This is a genomic window from Kitasatospora sp. SUK 42, assembly GCF_015776785.2.
Classification (GTDB): Bacteria; Actinomycetota; Actinomycetes; order Streptomycetales; family Streptomycetaceae; genus Kitasatospora.
Window position 1 is genome coordinate 266,733 of record NZ_LFMD02000005.1, and the last position, 14,851, is coordinate 281,583.

Consider the following 14,851-nt stretch of genomic DNA (forward strand, 5'->3'; position numbering starts at 1 on the left):
TCCGGCAGCCGCGCGGCCAGGTGCTCGCGCAGGTCGGCCGGGCGCGGGGCGGCGTCCGCGGCGGGCACCAGGTAGGCGACCAGCCGGGTGTCGTCGGCGCGGTCCTGCCGGGCCAGCACGGCGACCTGGGCGATGCCGGGGTGGGCGGCCAGAGCTGCCTCGATCTCGCCGAGCTCGATGCGGAAGCCGCGCACCTTCACCTGCTGGTCGGCGCGGCCGACGTAGCGCAGGCTGCCGTCCACGGCCCGGCGCACCACGTCGCCGCTGCGGTACATCCGGGATCCCGCCGGCCCGTACGGGTCGGCGACGAACCGCCCGGCGGTCAGGCCCGGCCGGTTCAGGTAGCCGCGCGCCAACCCCGCGCCCGCGACGTACAGTTCGCCCGCGACGCCCGGGGCCACCGGCCGCAGGCCGTCGCCGAGGACGTACGTCCGCAGGTCCGGAAGGGCCTCGCCGATCTGGCCGGTGGTGGTGCCGGAAGCGCCGAGCTCCACGTGGGTGACGTGCACGGTGGTCTCGGTGATGCCGTACATGTTGACCAGCCGCGGCGCGTCGTCCGCGTGCCGCTGGTACCAGCTCGCCAGCCGGGCGTGCTCCAGCGCCTCACCGCCGAACACCACCGTGCGCAGGGCGAGTTCACGGCTCGTCTCCGGCGCCTCCGCGTCCGCCTGCACCAGTTGGTAGAAGGCGGACGGCGTCTGGTTGAGCACCGTCACCCGCTCGCGGGCGAGGAGCTCCAGGAACCGGCCGGGCGAGCGGCTGGTCTCGTAGTCCACGACCACCAGCCGGCCGCCGTACAGCAGCGGTCCCCACAGCTCCCACACCGAGAAGTCGAACGCGTACGAGTGGAACAGCGTCCACACGTCCTCCGCGGAGAAACCGAACAGCCCCTCCGTCGTACCGAACAGCCGCACCACGTTCCGGTGCGGGACCACCACACCCTTGGGATTGCCCGTGGAACCCGAGGTGTAGATGACATACGCCGGGTGGCCCGGATCGACGGGGACCCCCGGATCCGTGTCCGGCAGCCCGCCCAGGTCGACGGCGTCCAGCAGCAGCCGCTCCACGGACTCCCCACCCGGCAACTCACCGATCCCACGCGTCGTCACCAGCAGCGAGGGCCGGGCGTCCTGGAGCAGATAGGAGATCCGGGCCGCCGGGTACTCCGGATCCACCGGAACGTACGCGCCGCCGGCCTTGAGCACCGCGAGCACGGCGACCACCAGCTCCACCGAACGCGGCAGAGCCAGCGCCACCAACCGCTCCGGCCCCACCCCACGGGCGATCAGAGCGTGCGCCAACCGGTTCGCCCGCGCGTTCAACTCCCCGTACTTCAGGGAGACTTCGCCGTCCGTGAGCGCGACCGCGCCCGGGTTCGCCCGGACCTGCCGCTCGAACAGCGCGGTCAGGCTGCTCTCCGGCTCCTCCCCGCTCCGGCCGGTGCCGGTCGGCAGCAGTGCGCGCAGCTCCTCGGCGGACAGCACGTCCACCTGGCCGATCCGTCGGCCGGGCTCGGCGGCCACGGCCCGCAGCAGCCGCAGCCACCGCTCGACGATCCCGGCCACGGTGGCCTCGTCGAACAGGTCGGTGCTGTACTCCAGCACACCCGACAGCCCGTCCTCGCCGGGCTGTTCGGCCAGGATGAAGGTCAGGTCGCACTTGGCCGTGCCGGTGTGGACCAGGTCGGTGGTCACCCGCAGCCCCGGCAGGTCGAAGGTCCCGAGCGGCGCGTTCTGCAGGGCGAGCATGGTCTGGAACAGCGGGTGGTGCGCCAGCGTCCGGGTCGGGTTCAGCGCCTCCACCAGGTGCTCGAACGGCACGTCCTGGTGCGCGTACGCGGCCAGCGCGTCGGCCCGCACCCGGCCCAGCAGTTCGGTGAACGACGGGTCGCCGGAGAGATCGGTGCGCAGCACCAGGGTGTTGACGAAGAAGCCGACCAGCTCGTCCACGGCCTCGTCGGTGCGTCCGGCGATCGGCGTGCCGATCGGCACATCGGTGCCCGCGCCGAGTTTGCCCAGCAGGGCCGCCAGCCCGGCCTGGAGCACCATGAAGAGGCTGGCTCCGCCGTCACGGGCGAGCGCACGCAGGCCCTGGTGCAACTCGGCGTCGATCCGCACCGGCAGGAGGGCGCCCCGGTAGGACATCGCCGCCGGCCGGGGCTGGTCGAAGGGCAGCTCGACCTGCTCGGGCAGGTCGGCCAGCTGCTGCCGCCAGTAGGCGAGTTGGCCGTTCAGCAGGCTGTCCGGGTCCGCGCCGTCGCCGAGCAGCTCCCGCTGCCAGAGGGCGTAGTCGGCGTACTGGACCGGCAGCGGCGACCACTCCGGCTTCGCCCCCTCGGCGCGGGCAGCGTAGGCGGTCGTGAGGTCCCGCGAGAGCGGGCCCGTCGACCAGCCGTCACCGGCGATGTGGTGCACCACGAGCAGCAGCACGTGCTCCTCGGCGTCCAACCGGAACAGTTCGGCGTGCAACGGCGGCTCCACCGCGAGGTCGAAGCCGTACCGGGCCGCCTCCGCCAGCCGGTCCGGCAGGGCGCTCTCGCCGACCTCGGTCACCCGCAGTCGCGGCCGTGTCGCGTCGGGGTCCAGCACCCGCTGGCACGGCACGTCGTCGATCACCGGGAAGACGGTGCGCAGGCTCTCGTGCCGCTCGACCACGTCCGCGAGGGCGGCCTCCAGGGCCCGCTGGTCCAGGCTTCCGGACAGGCGCAGCGTCAGCGGGATGTTGTAGGTGGCGCTCGGGCCCTCCATGCGGTGCAGGAACCACAGCCGGCGCTGCGCGAAGGACAGCGGCAGCACGTCGGGCCGCTCGCGCCGCCCCAACGCCGGTCGCGCCCGGCCCGCGCCGTCCACCGCCGCCGCCAGCTCCGCCACCGTCGGCGCGTCGAACAGGTCGCCCAGCCGCAGCTCCACGCCGAGCACCGACCGCGCCCGGGACACCAGCCGGGTGGCCAGCAGCGAGTGCCCGCCGAGGTCGAAGAAGTCGTCGTCGACGCCGACCGACACCGCCCCGAGGACCTCGGCGAACAGCCCGGCGAGCAGGTGCTCGGTCGCGGTGCGCGGGGCCCGGCCGGGGGCGGCCGCAGCCTGCTCGGGGGCCGGGAGGGCCCGCCGGTCGAGCTTCCGGTTCGGGGTCAGCGGCAGCGCGTCGAGCGTCACGAACGCGGTCGGCACCATGTACTCCGGCAGCCGCTCACGCAGGTGCTCGCGCAGCGCGGGCGCGGTCACCGTCACGCCGGGTACCGGTACCACGTAGCCGACCAGCCGGGCGTCCTCCTCGGTGCGCACCAGAACGGCGGCCTGCGCGACCTGCGGGTGCTCGGCGAGGACGGACTCGATCTCGCCGAGTTCGATCCGGAATCCCCGGACCTTCACCTGGTCGTCGGTGCGGCCGAGGAACTCCAGGTTCCCCTCCGGGCCCCAGCGCACCAGGTCACCGGTGCGGTACATCTGCGAGCCGGCCGGCCCGAACGGGTCCGCCACGAACCGTCCCGCGGTCAGACCCGGCCGGTTCAGGTAGCCCCGCGCCAGACCCGCGCCGGCGATGTACAGCTCGCCCGCCTCGCCCGTGGGCACCGGCCGCAGCGCGCCGTCCAGCACGTACAGCCGGGCGTTGCCGACCGGCCGGCCGATCACCGCGCGAGAACTCGACGCCAGCGGAGCGACCACCGAGTTCACCGTGCACTCGGACGGCCCGTAGAAGTTCACGACGGACACCCCGTCGGCCGCACGCAGCCGCTCCCACAGCTGCTCCGGGACCGCCTCGCCACCCGCCGCGACCATCGCCGGGCGCCACTGCGGATCGCCCAACAGGCCATGGTTCAGCAGGACTTGGAGGTACGAGGGGGTGGCCTCGATGAAGTCGAGGCGGCAGCGCCTGGCGTACTCGACGAAGGCGTCCGGGTCGGTCCAGGTCGCCTGGTCCGGGACGTGCAGTTCGTGGCCCGCGAACAGGCCGAGCAGCTGGTTCCAGGAGGCGTCGAACGAGACCGAGGTGGTGAGCGCCACGCGGAGCCGGCGCCGTTCCGCGAGCAGGGGCGGGAACAGGGCCCGCTGCTGGTCGGCGAACAGGTTGAGCAGACCGCCGTGCGTCGGTACGACGCCCTTGGGCCGCCCGGTGGACCCGGAGGTGTAGATGACGTACGCCGGATGCTCCGGTTCGACGGCCGCCTCCGGGTCCACGGCCGGGCGGCCCGCCACCATCGCCGCCGTCTCCGGATCGTCGACCACCAGCCACTCGGTGGGGCCGGCTTCCGGCAACCGCTCCCGGACACCGGAGGCCGTCACCACCAGCACCGGCCGCGCGTCGTCGAGCATGTACCCGATCCGCGCCGCCGGATACTCCGGGTCCACCGGAACGTACGCGGCACCGGTCTTCAGCACCGCGAGGATCGCCACCACCAGCTCCGCCGAACGTGGCAGCGCCACCGCGACCAGCCGCTCCGGCCCCGCGCCCCGGGCGATCAGGGCGTGCGCCAACCGGTTCGCCCGCGCGTCCAGCTCCGCGTACGTCAACGACGCGTCCGGCCCCACCACCGCGACCGCGTCCGGCGTCGCCCGCACCTGCGCCCGGAACACCTCCGGCAAGGTCCCGGCCGGGGCCTCGGCCGCCGGACCGGCGCCGAGCGCCAGCAGCTCCCGCTCCTCTTCCGCGGCGAGCAGGCCGATCCTGCCGACCGGCTCGTGCGGGTCGCCATGCGCGACGGTGTCCACCAGCGCGATCAGCCGCCGTTGGTGGACGGCGAGTTCGTCGTGGTTCCAGGTCTGGGGCGCGCCCTTGAGCTCGACCCTGAGTTCGTCGTCTCCCCGCTGGCCCGTGATCCAGAGAGCCAGCCCGTTGGCCGGGTCCGGGAGCAGGTAGCGCAGCGTGGCGGGATGCCCTGCGAAGCTCTGCGCGGAGTCGAGCACCACGATGTTGACGACCAGCGGGAACTCCGCGCCGATGGCACCGGAGACACCGAGTTCCCGGAACAGGTCCTCGCTGCGGTAGCGCTGGTGCGCGAGCGCCGCGTCGACCTCCCGCGCCACCTCGGCGACGAGGTCGTTCCACCCCATGTCCGGGCGCACCGGCAGCCGCAGCGGCACCACGCTCGACACCGCGCCGGGCGTGGACAGCAGGCTACGTTCGGCTCCCTCGCGCCCGGTGACGGGAAGGCTGATCAGCACGTCCCGGTCCCCGGTGAGCCGGTGCGCGTAGAGAGCCGCCACCGCGATCAACGGGCGGGACCAGTGGGCTTCGGTCTGCGCCGCCGCCGTTCGCAGCGCGTCCACCCGGAGCACCGCCGGTTCCGGGTCGGGATGCGGGCCGTTCCCGCCGTGTGGAGCCCGGCCGGTGAGGTGGGTCGGTTCCGGCCGGTCGGCGAACCGCTCCGTCCAGTACGACCGGTCGGAGGTGAACTGCGCCGAGTCGCGGTAGTCCGCGTCACTGCGGATCAGGATGTCCAGCGAGCCGAACGGCGACTGCGGGACGGTTCCTCCCGCGGCGAGCGCCGTGTACATCCGTGCCATCCGCCGCCGGACGAGGGACTGGCCGAACCCGTCCATCACCAGGTGGTGGTAGTTCTGGTAGACGATGTGGCACGTCGGCGAGAGGCTGAGCAAGGCCAGGCTGAAGAGCGGGTCACGGGCGAGGTCCAGCGGACGCTTCCGGTCCTGGGCCATCCACGCCAGAGCGGCCGCTCGCGGGTCGGGCTCGGCGCTCAGGTCGAGCAGGGCCGGTTCCCAGTCCCATGCCGCGCGGACGACCTGCCGCACGCCCTGCCCGTCGTCGACGAAACTCACGTGCAGTGAATCGATCTCCTCGACGACCCGGCGCAGCACGGTCGCGAAGAGCTCCGCGTCGACCGGACCGTGGACCTCCAGGTAGTCGCCGATGCGGTAGATGTCGAGCGCTGTCCGCGCCCGTTGCTCGGCGAGCCAGATCTCACGCTGCGCCGCCGTCAGGGGAAGGACGTCGCCGTCGCGACGGGACATGGGGGTACCTCCAGAAGTGTGGGCGGGCGGGTGCGCAGGGCGCACCGGGCCACACCGGCCGCGGTGACGTCACGCGGCCGGCGGGCGGGCACGGCTGCTGTGGGTCAGGCGGCGAGTTCGTCGACCGTTCTGCGCCAGGCGTTCCGGAGGACGGCCACGGTCGCCGTCGCCACACCGCCGCCGACGGCACGAAGGACGGGGCACACGTCCAGATCCATGGAGCGATATCCGGCTGCGGCACCCGGTAGAGACGGCATGTGTACGATCACCTGTTTGCGGAGGTCACGGGAATCCACCACGGGCACGACGGAATACCGCGCACGGCGGACTTCTGTGACGGAGTGAGAAGTCTGGAGGGGAAAAGCGGTGCGGCCGAAAGGCCCGCGCCCGACCGCCGCGTGGACACGTCTTCCGAGGCCGGTCGGAAGACGCACCCGGGCGGCGGGCCGGGCCGCGAATCAGGGCGTCAGCGCGACTTTCCGGCGACCGCACCGGCGGTCGCGCGGATCTTCGGAGTCCACGCCTCGCCCTCGGACCGGTCGGCGGCTTCGTCCTTCCCACCGCCGTTCAGGGTGGCGCCGTCGGCGGCCCGACGGCCGTCACCGGAGGCGACCTGCGCGGCCACCACGTCGGCGGCGACCTCGGCCGCGAGGTCGTGGATGTTCTCCCCGGCCTCGTGGGCCGCCTTCTTCACCTCCAGGGCGATGCCGACGGACGCCTTGACGGCGCCACGCACCAGCGGCTTGAGCAGCCGCTTGGCCAGTGGAGCGACGACGAGGCCGACGAGGAACGGCGGAACTACGGGCGGCATGATGCCCCAACCTCTCACGCGGACGGATGACAGGGTTCCCGCGTACTGCGAACTCCGGAGTACGCACAGCCGAGCGGACGGAAGCACCCGTTCCCGGAATTCTCGATGCCCTCGCCGGATTCCTTGACTGGGCCGAATTCCTCGTCGATGGGGTACGCCGCCCGCTCCTCCGTCACCGTAGTCCAGTCCTGTCCGTCGAGGCCAAACAGTCCCGGCAGGTTTCACCCGTGCGAGTGCTATTCAGGCTCTCGGCCGCGACGGATGTGCCGCACATATGCCATTCGAGTGAAGTGCTATTCCTATTGGCATATCAATGCCGACTCCACCAGTGGTCAACCGGCGAAACGCGTGCCGGACGAAGGTGTGGGCAGGCGTGAGAGCGCGCCCGCGCCGCCGACCGCGGTGCTGTCACGCGGTCGACGGCGCGGGCGCGCTGTTCCCTGCCAGTCAGGCGGCGAGTTCGCCGGCCTGGAGCTGCCAGAGGGACGCGTAGAGTCCGTGCCGGGCGAGGAGTTCGTCGTGGGTGCCCTGTTCGGCGACGACGCCCCCCTTGTCCATCACGTAGATCAGGTCGGCGTGGCGGACCGTGGAGAGCCGGTGGGCGATGACCAGCATCGTCCGGTCGGCCGCGAAGGTGCGGAGCGTGCGCTGGATGGCGGCCTCGGTCTCGTTGTCCACGGCGGAGGTGGCCTCGTCGAGGATCACGACCGGCGAGTCCTTGAGGATCGCCCGCGCCAGCGCGATCCGCTGCCGCTGGCCGCCGGAGAGCGCGGCGCCGCGTTCGCCGATGAGCGTGTCGTAGCCGTCCGGAAGCGTCGCGACGAAGGTGTGCGCCTCGGCCATCGTGGCCGCCTCGACCACGGCCGCCTCGGAGGCCTGGAAGCTGCCGTAGCGGATGTTGTCGGCGATGGTGCCGTCGAAGAGGAACGGGTCCTGGGCGACGAACCCGATCGCGTCACGCAGGTCCCGGCGCTGCAGGTCGCAGACGTCCCGCCCGTCGAGCAGCACCGTGCCGGACTCGGCGTCCTGGAAGCGCATCAGCAGTTTGGCGATCGTCGTCTTGCCGGAGCCGGTGGCGCCGACGAGGGCGGTGACCTGCCCGGCGGGAATGGTCAGCGAGAGGTTGTCCAGTGCCGGGGGCCGGCCGGGGTAGGCGAAGGTCACGTCCTTGAGGACGACCTCCCCCTGCACCTTCCCGGTGTCGAGCGGTCCGCCGGTACCGTCGGCCTCGACGGGCAGGGCGTGCAGCCGCTGGACCCGGTCGTAGGAGGCCAGCGTGCGCTGGTACTGGTCGACGATGCCGCCGAGCCGGCTCATCCGCAGCATCACCGTCTGGGGCAACCCGATCAGCGGACTGAACACCTCGAACCGCAGGCTGCCGTTGAGCACCGCGCGGCCGCCCATCAGCAACGTGCCCGCCATCGAGGTGGTCGTGAAGGCCCGGACGACCTCACCGTGTCGGATCGTGCTCCGGTCGGTCTGGCCCCTGCTCTCCTGGGCCGTCTCGCTGAGCCGGTCGATGCGCTCGGCCTCGTAGTCCTCGGTGCAGAAGCTCTTGACGGTGGCGCCGGCCTCCAGCGTGTTGACCAGCTGGCTGTGCAGCCTGGCCCGGTCTTCGGCGGAGACGGAGTAGTCGGCCGTCACCTTGTCCTGGTAGTGGAAGGACAGCCAGGCGATGACCGGAATGGGCAGGAACGCGATCCAGGCGATCTGCGGTGCCAGCAGCAGGAACGCCGGCACCAGAATGGCGAGGCTGGCGCCCAGTTGCAGCAGGTCGTTGGCGGAGGTGGCGAAGAAGGCGCCCAGCTGTCCGACGTCGTCCGTGAGGGCGCCGGCCACCCGGGTCGTCCGCTCGCCCTCCAGGTGCCGCAGTTCGAGGTGCTGCACGTGCCCGTAGGTGCGGCCCCGCCAGTCGTGCTCGATGTCCTGGCCGAGCCGGCGCCACTGGAGGTTCGAGGCGTACGAGAGGCCCGCCACGGCGGCGCAGGCCGCCGCCACCAGCCCTGCCAGACCCCAGAGTTGGGCGGACGCGGTGGTCAAACCCAAGCTGACCAGCGGCGCGGCCTGGCCCTTGATGAGCACGAGACCCGTCCAGCCGAGGAAGGTGCCGAGCGCCACCTCCGAGATCTGGCAGCCGACCGACAGCGCCGCGGCACGGTAGAGGCGCTTTCGGTGCGGTCCGACGATCTCCGACAGCGGGTGCCGTGCGGTGCCGGGCCCTGCCAGTTCCCGGGCCTCGCCGGCCGTGCGCTGCCAGGCCTTCCGCAGGACGGCCGCGGTCGCCGTCGCCACGCCGCCCAGCGCGACCAGCTGTTTGCTGAGCGCCGACCCGCGGATCAGCGCGATGCCGGCCGCCACTCCGCCCCCGACGGCGAGGACGGGGCGCACGACGAGGCCTCGGTCCACCCGCGGCGCCGCTTCGGGGGCGGACCGCGGCGGTCCGGGGCGAGACGCTCCGGCCGGGCCCGCCATGACCAGGGCGACGGCCCGGCGGACGATCCGGTCGACGTCCGCGGCGCTCACGCGCGCGTCGTGCCGGACGAGGACCCCGCCGGTGATCGGGCTGGCCTGCGCCTGGGTGATCCCGGGGACGCGCCGCAGGGCGGCGGCGAGGCCTTCGGCCGTTCGGGGCCGGCCGAGCACCGGCTTGACGTCCCAGCGCTGGCGGCCCGGAATGACCGAGCGCGGGCGCACGTCCACATCCACGGAGCGATATCCGGCTGCGGCACCCAGGGGAGACGGCATGTGTACGATCACCTGTTTACGAAGATCACGGGAATCCGCCACGGGCAGGACGGAGCGCCGCGACGGAGTGGGAATTCTGCGGGAAAGGGCCACGCGTTCGGCGAACCTCAGGCCGCCGCCGCACGGGCGCTCATTTCGACGGATCTCGGAATGACGCGCCCGTGCGGCGGGCCGGTCCGCCAGGCAGACCGTCAGTTCGACTTTCCGGCTCCGGCTCCGGCGGTCGCGCGGATCTTCGGGGTCCTCACGTCGCTCTCGCCCCGGTCGGCGGCTTCGTCCTTCCCTCCGCTCGATCCGCTCGGGACGGCACCATCGGCCGCGCGGTGGCCGTCGCCGGAGGACTGCGCGGCCACCATGTCGGCGGCCACCTCGGCCGCGAGGTCGTGGATGTTCTCCCCGGCCTCGTGGGCCGCCTGCTTCACCTCCAGGACGATGCCCACGGACGTCTTGACGACGCCGCGCACCAGCGGCTTGAGCAGCCGCTTGGCCAGAGGGGCGACGACGAGGCCGACCAGGAAGGGCGGGATGACGGGTGGCATGATGCTCCATCCTTTCTCTACGCAGACATATGACGGGGACCCCGGGCACTGCGAACACCGGAGCAGCGCATAGCTGGGCGGACGGACGCACCCGTTCCCGGAATTCTCCGGACATTCCGCCGGATCGGAATTCCTTGATCCACGGGCCCACCGTTCGCAACCTTCGACACCGTAGTCGAACCATGCGCATCGCTACCAAAGATCCTCGGCGGGTTTCACTCATGCGAGTGCTCTTGGCTTCCCGGTGTGGCGCGAATTGCCGAACCCACGTTCACCGAATGAACCGCTACTACTATTTGTGATTTCCCTGAGGCTCGCCGAGCTCCCGTGCCACCCTCCGCCACAGCGCCGGAAACGGCAACCCGCCGCCGCCCAGCACCGCCTCGTGGAAGGCCCGCGCGTCGAACCCCGCGCCCGCCTCCCTCTCGGCGCGCACCCGCAGCCGGACGAACTCCAGATAGCCCGCGCGGTACGAGAGCGCCTGGCCGGGCAGGTCCGTCGAGTAGCGCAACAGGTCCGAGGCGATCTGCGCCTCCCCCTCGGTGGAGTTGGCCCGCATGAAGCCCCGCGCCCGCTCCAGGCTCATGGTCCCGAGGTTGAGGCCGGTGTCGACCACGAGGCGCTGGGCGGTGAACCGCTCCTGCGCGAGGCGCCCGTACGCGTCCCACGGGTCGTCGTAGAGGCCCATCTCCCAGCCGAGCCCGGCCGCGTACTCGGCCCAGCCCTCGTTGAACGCGCCGAACTCGGCCACCTCACGGCGCAGTTGCGGCAGCGAACGGTTCTCCGCCTGCCGGGCGAGGTGGAAGTGGTGACCAGGCGCCAGTTCGTGGTAGATCAGGGAGGCCGCGCCCAGCAGCGACCGCCGGTCCAGGCCCGAACCGTTGTAGCGGTAGCGCCCGACCGGATCGGCCGGTGTGGGCTGCTCGTAGTACCCGAAGGTCATCCCCGCCTCCAGCGCCCGGTCCAGCCGGGCCAGCCCGTACGGGGCGGCCGGCAGCACGGCGAACCAGCGGGGCAGCAGCGGGGCCAGCCGGTCGAGGTACCGGCGGAACCGGGCCTCGACCTCCTCGGCCGTCCGGGCGTACAGGCGCGGCTCGCTCCGCAGCCGCTCGTGGAACTCCTCCTCGGAGCCCGGGAATCCGAGGCCGGCGCGGACCTCCCGCATCCGCTCGGCCAGTTCACGGCACTGCTCGCGGCCGAGCTCGTGCAGCCGCTCGGGAGACGTGCCGTCGTCGCCGGTGTGCGTCCGGACGAACTCCCGGTACGCCTCCTCCCCGCCCTCGTAACCCGCCCAGCCGACGGTCCGCGGCGCCTCGCTCAGGTAGTCCGGGTCGTCGACGACGGCGAGCAGGCGGTCGAAGGCCGGCAGTAGCTCGGCGTCCACCAGCCGCCGCACGCCGTCCAGGAGCCGTCCGCGCCCGGCCGGCCCCAGCCCGCCGAGCCGGTCCTCGCCGACCTCGACCCGCTCCGCCGTGGCGGCCCTCAGGCCGACGGCGGTGGCGCGCGCGCCGGGCAGGGCCGGGGCGGGCACCCGGAAGCCCCGGGCGGCCTGCTCCGCCGCCTTGTCCCCGATCGAGCCGACCACCCGGGACAGCTCGCGCACCAACGCCAAGTACCGCTCGACGTCCGGCGGTTCGGCGAAGCGGAAGGGGCGCAGCACGGCGTCGGCGTACTGCGAGAGGGGGAACAGCCGGTACGGCGTGACGGCGGGCGTCAGCCAGTAGCAGCGGAGGGTCCGCAGTTCCTGCCCGGCCAGCCCGGCGAGGAAGGCGGCGGTGTCGGCGTCGGCTCCGGACGCCTCCGCGCCGTCGAGCAGCCGGAGCCGCTCCAGCACGCCCTCGGCGAACCGCGCCCGCTCCTCGGCCTCGGCGAGCGAGAACCCCGGCAGCGTCTCGACCGCGAGCCCCTGGCGGATCCTCAGCAGCGGGTCGCGCTCCAGCAGGAACTCCCAGTAGCGGTCCGCCAGATGGCCGATCCCCCGGCCCGGTTCGTTCGTCGTCATGTCGCCATCCTGGCGACGACGGACCGGTCGGGTCCCCGGATCGGCGTCCGACCGTCCGAGACCTCCCCCGAACGGGTGAATCGCATCAACCCGTGCCGCCTGCCTCCACGCCCGCCGACCATGCCGACAGGCCTCGCCGAGCTCTCGAACATGCTTGCTGCACAGGCGAGTTGACTCGCCGAGGCCGGGACTCGGTGACACCATGGCGCCATGCCCCGTCGCCCCCTGCCGGTCTCCCTGGCGGCCGCCGTGACCGCCGCGGCCGTCGCACTGGCCGGCTGCGGACACCTCGCGCGCTCCTCGACGAGCACGCCTCTCGTGGACCGGGGGACCGTCCGGATCGCGGAGGCCGGCGAGACCCCGAGCTTCAACCCGTACACGGCCCTCGGCCTTGCCCAGGCCCGCTACGCCTACGACTCGCTGGTCAACGTCTCGGCCGACGGCACGGTGGTCTCCGGTCTGGCCTCCTCGTGGCAGGCCACCACCACCGCGGCCACCTTCACCCTCCGCCCCGGGATCACCTGTTCCGACGGCACCCCCCTCACCGCCACGGCGGTGGCCCGGGCACTGAACTACGCCGGAGACCCTGCCAACCAGCTCGCCGGCGCGCAGACCGTCCTCCCGAGCGTCCCGTACACCGCGAGCGCCGACGACGCGGCCGGCACCGTGTCGGCGACCACCAGCACGCCCTTCCCGTTCCTCACCCGCACCCTCGGGCTGCTGCCGATCGTCTGCCCCGCCGGCCTCGACCGGCCGCAGTCGCTGGACCGCTCCACCCGGGGCACCGGGCCGTACGTGCTGTCCCGCTACACCCCGGGCGGACCGTACGAGTTCACCGTGCGGGAGGGCTACGCCTGGGGACCGGCCGGGGCGACCACGGCGGAGCCCGGCCTCCCCGCCCGCATCGTCGTCTCGGTGGTGCCCCAGGCCTCCACCGCCGCGAACCTGCTGCTCACCGGAGGCGTCGACATCGCGGGCGTCGACGGACCCGACCGCGCCCGGCTCACCGGCCACGGCCTGGCCGCCGCCGACGTGGCGACCGTCGTCGGGCTGACCTTCTTCAACCAGCGCCCCGGCCGCCCCCTGGCCGACCCGGCACTGCGGCGGGCCCTGGTGTCCGCCCTCGACCGCCAGGGGCTCGCCAACGTCGCCGTCGGCGGCACCGGCCGGCCCGCCACCGACTTCGGTGCCGAGGGCGGCGTCTGCCACGCCGACCTCGCCGCCGCCAACCTGCCCGCACGGGACGACGACGCCGAGGCGCTGCGCGCGGCGGGCTGGACCCGTTCCGCCGACGGCCGGTTGACCAAGGACGGCCGGCCGCTCCGGCTGCGCCTGATCACCCCGGACGCCGGCCCGACCCTGCCGGCCGTCGCCGAGCTGATGGCCCGCTCCTGGACGGCGCTCGGCGCGGACGTCACACCGGTCAGCGAGAGCCTGCCCGCCCTCGTCAACGCCATGTACCAGACCGGGGACTTCGACGTCGTGGTCGGAACCTCACCGGGCTTCGCCCTGCCGGTCGGCTTCGTCCCGTTCTTCTCCGGTCCGACGCCCGCCCAGGGCCTCAACTTCGCGGGCGTCGCCAACCCCGCGTACGACGCCCTCGTCGCCCAGGCCCTCCGGGAGCCGGACACCGAGGGCTGCGGCACCTGGAACCGGGCCGCCGCCGCACTCCTCCGCGCGGCCGACGCCCTGCCGATCGCCGACGGCCACATCACCGTGTACGGCCGGAGCACCGCCTTCGCCACGACCTTCGGCGGCCAGCTCGTCCCCACCAGCATCCGCCTCCACCAGTGACCGGGGGACCCGCCATGTCCGTTGCCCGCCTGCTGCGGCACCCCTGGACGGTCTTCCTCGGCCGACGCACGGCCCGGCTGGTCCTGTCCCTCGGCGTCGTGCTCACCGCGTCGTTCGCGATGATCCGCCTGGTACCCGGGGACCCGGTCCGCGCGGCGCTCGGCGTCGACGCCTCCCCCGCCCTGGTGGCCGCCCGCCGGCACCAGCTCGGGCTCGACGCGCCCTTCCCGTCCCAGTACCGGCACTACCTCGACGGCCTCGTGCACGGCGACCTCGGCACCTCGCTGGTCACCGGCACGCCGGTCGCGGAACTCGTCCGCACCCGGCTGCCGGCCACCCTGGAGATCGCCGGCCTGGCCTTCCTCCTCACACTCGCCGTCGCCCTGCCCTGCGGCCTGCTCGCCGCCGTCCGCACCCGCGACGGCCGGCACCCGCGCAGCGAGCTGGTGTTCACGACGGTGACCGCCGGCCTGGCCGGGGTGCCCGACTTCGTCCTCGCGGCCGGGCTCACCGCGCTGCTGGCCGTCGGCCTCCAGCTGCTCCCGGTGGCCGGTACGGGGGGCGCCGGAGCCTTCGTCCTGCCGGTCCTCGCGCTCTCCGTGGCGCCCACCGCCGTCCTGGTGCGCATCGTCCGGGTCGAGGCGCTGAAGGTGCTCGCCGAGGACTACATGCGCACCGCCCGGGCGAAGCGGCTGCCGCCGGCACGGCGCTACCTGCGGCACGCGGCGCCGAACACGGCCACCGCCGCGCTCACCGTCGCCGGAGGCCTGCTGCCCGCCATGATCGCCGGCACCGTCCTGGTCGAGAAGGTGTTCGCCTGGCCCGGCATCGGTTCGGCGATGGCGCAGTCCGTGGTCTCCCAGGACTACCCCGTGGTCCAGGCGATGGTGCTGATCCTGGGCACCACCGTGCTGCTCGCGAGCCTCCTGGTCGACCTGCTGCTGGCCGTGCTCGACCCGCGTTCGACGATCCGGGAGAGCTGAGGATCCGA

The 14,851-nt window shown here is 73.2% G+C and carries 7 protein-coding genes; 2 read left to right on the forward strand and 5 right to left on the reverse strand.

All coding sequences use genetic code 11. The annotated features are described in order from the left end of the window. The 5 genes from RZ50_RS19910 to RZ50_RS19930 form a co-directional block, all read right to left on the reverse strand. Positions 1-5,969, reverse strand: a 5,969-nt coding sequence (locus RZ50_RS19910) for a non-ribosomal peptide synthetase (RefSeq protein ID WP_217680672.1), incomplete at its 3' end; no start/stop codon positions are given. 466 nt (positions 5,970-6,435) lie between these two features. Next, positions 6,436-6,780, reverse strand: coding sequence for a DUF5132 domain-containing protein (locus RZ50_RS19915; RefSeq protein WP_217680673.1), 345 nt, complete (start codon positions 6,778-6,780; stop codon positions 6,436-6,438). Positions 6,781-7,227: 447 nt separating this feature from the next. Beyond that, positions 7,228-9,486, reverse strand: a complete 2,259-nt coding sequence (locus RZ50_RS19920; protein WP_308271922.1) for an ATP-binding cassette domain-containing protein — start codon at positions 9,484-9,486, stop codon at positions 7,228-7,230. A gap of 230 nt (positions 9,487-9,716) precedes the next feature. Next, positions 9,717-10,064, reverse strand: a complete 348-nt coding sequence (locus RZ50_RS19925; RefSeq protein ID WP_196948350.1) for a DUF5132 domain-containing protein — start codon at positions 10,062-10,064, stop codon at positions 9,717-9,719. A gap of 292 nt (positions 10,065-10,356) precedes the next feature. After that, positions 10,357-12,066 (reverse strand): DUF885 family protein, encoded by a 1,710-nt coding sequence (locus tag RZ50_RS19930; protein WP_196948351.1) that lies wholly within the window; start codon positions 12,064-12,066, stop codon positions 10,357-10,359. 210 nt (positions 12,067-12,276) lie between these two features. Between RZ50_RS19930 and RZ50_RS19935 the strand changes: the two genes are divergently transcribed. Together RZ50_RS19935 and RZ50_RS19940 are read left to right on the forward strand one after the other, a co-directional pair. Next, the gene (locus tag RZ50_RS19935; RefSeq protein ID WP_196948352.1) at positions 12,277-13,860 is read left to right on the forward strand and encodes an ABC transporter substrate-binding protein; all 1,584 of its coding nucleotides are present in this window, start codon (positions 12,277-12,279) and stop codon (positions 13,858-13,860) included. Between the two features lie 14 nt (positions 13,861-13,874). After that, complete coding sequence (locus tag RZ50_RS19940; RefSeq protein WP_196948353.1) at positions 13,875-14,843, forward strand: ABC transporter permease; 969 nt, start codon at positions 13,875-13,877, stop codon at positions 14,841-14,843. Positions 14,844-14,851 lie beyond the last annotated feature (8 nt).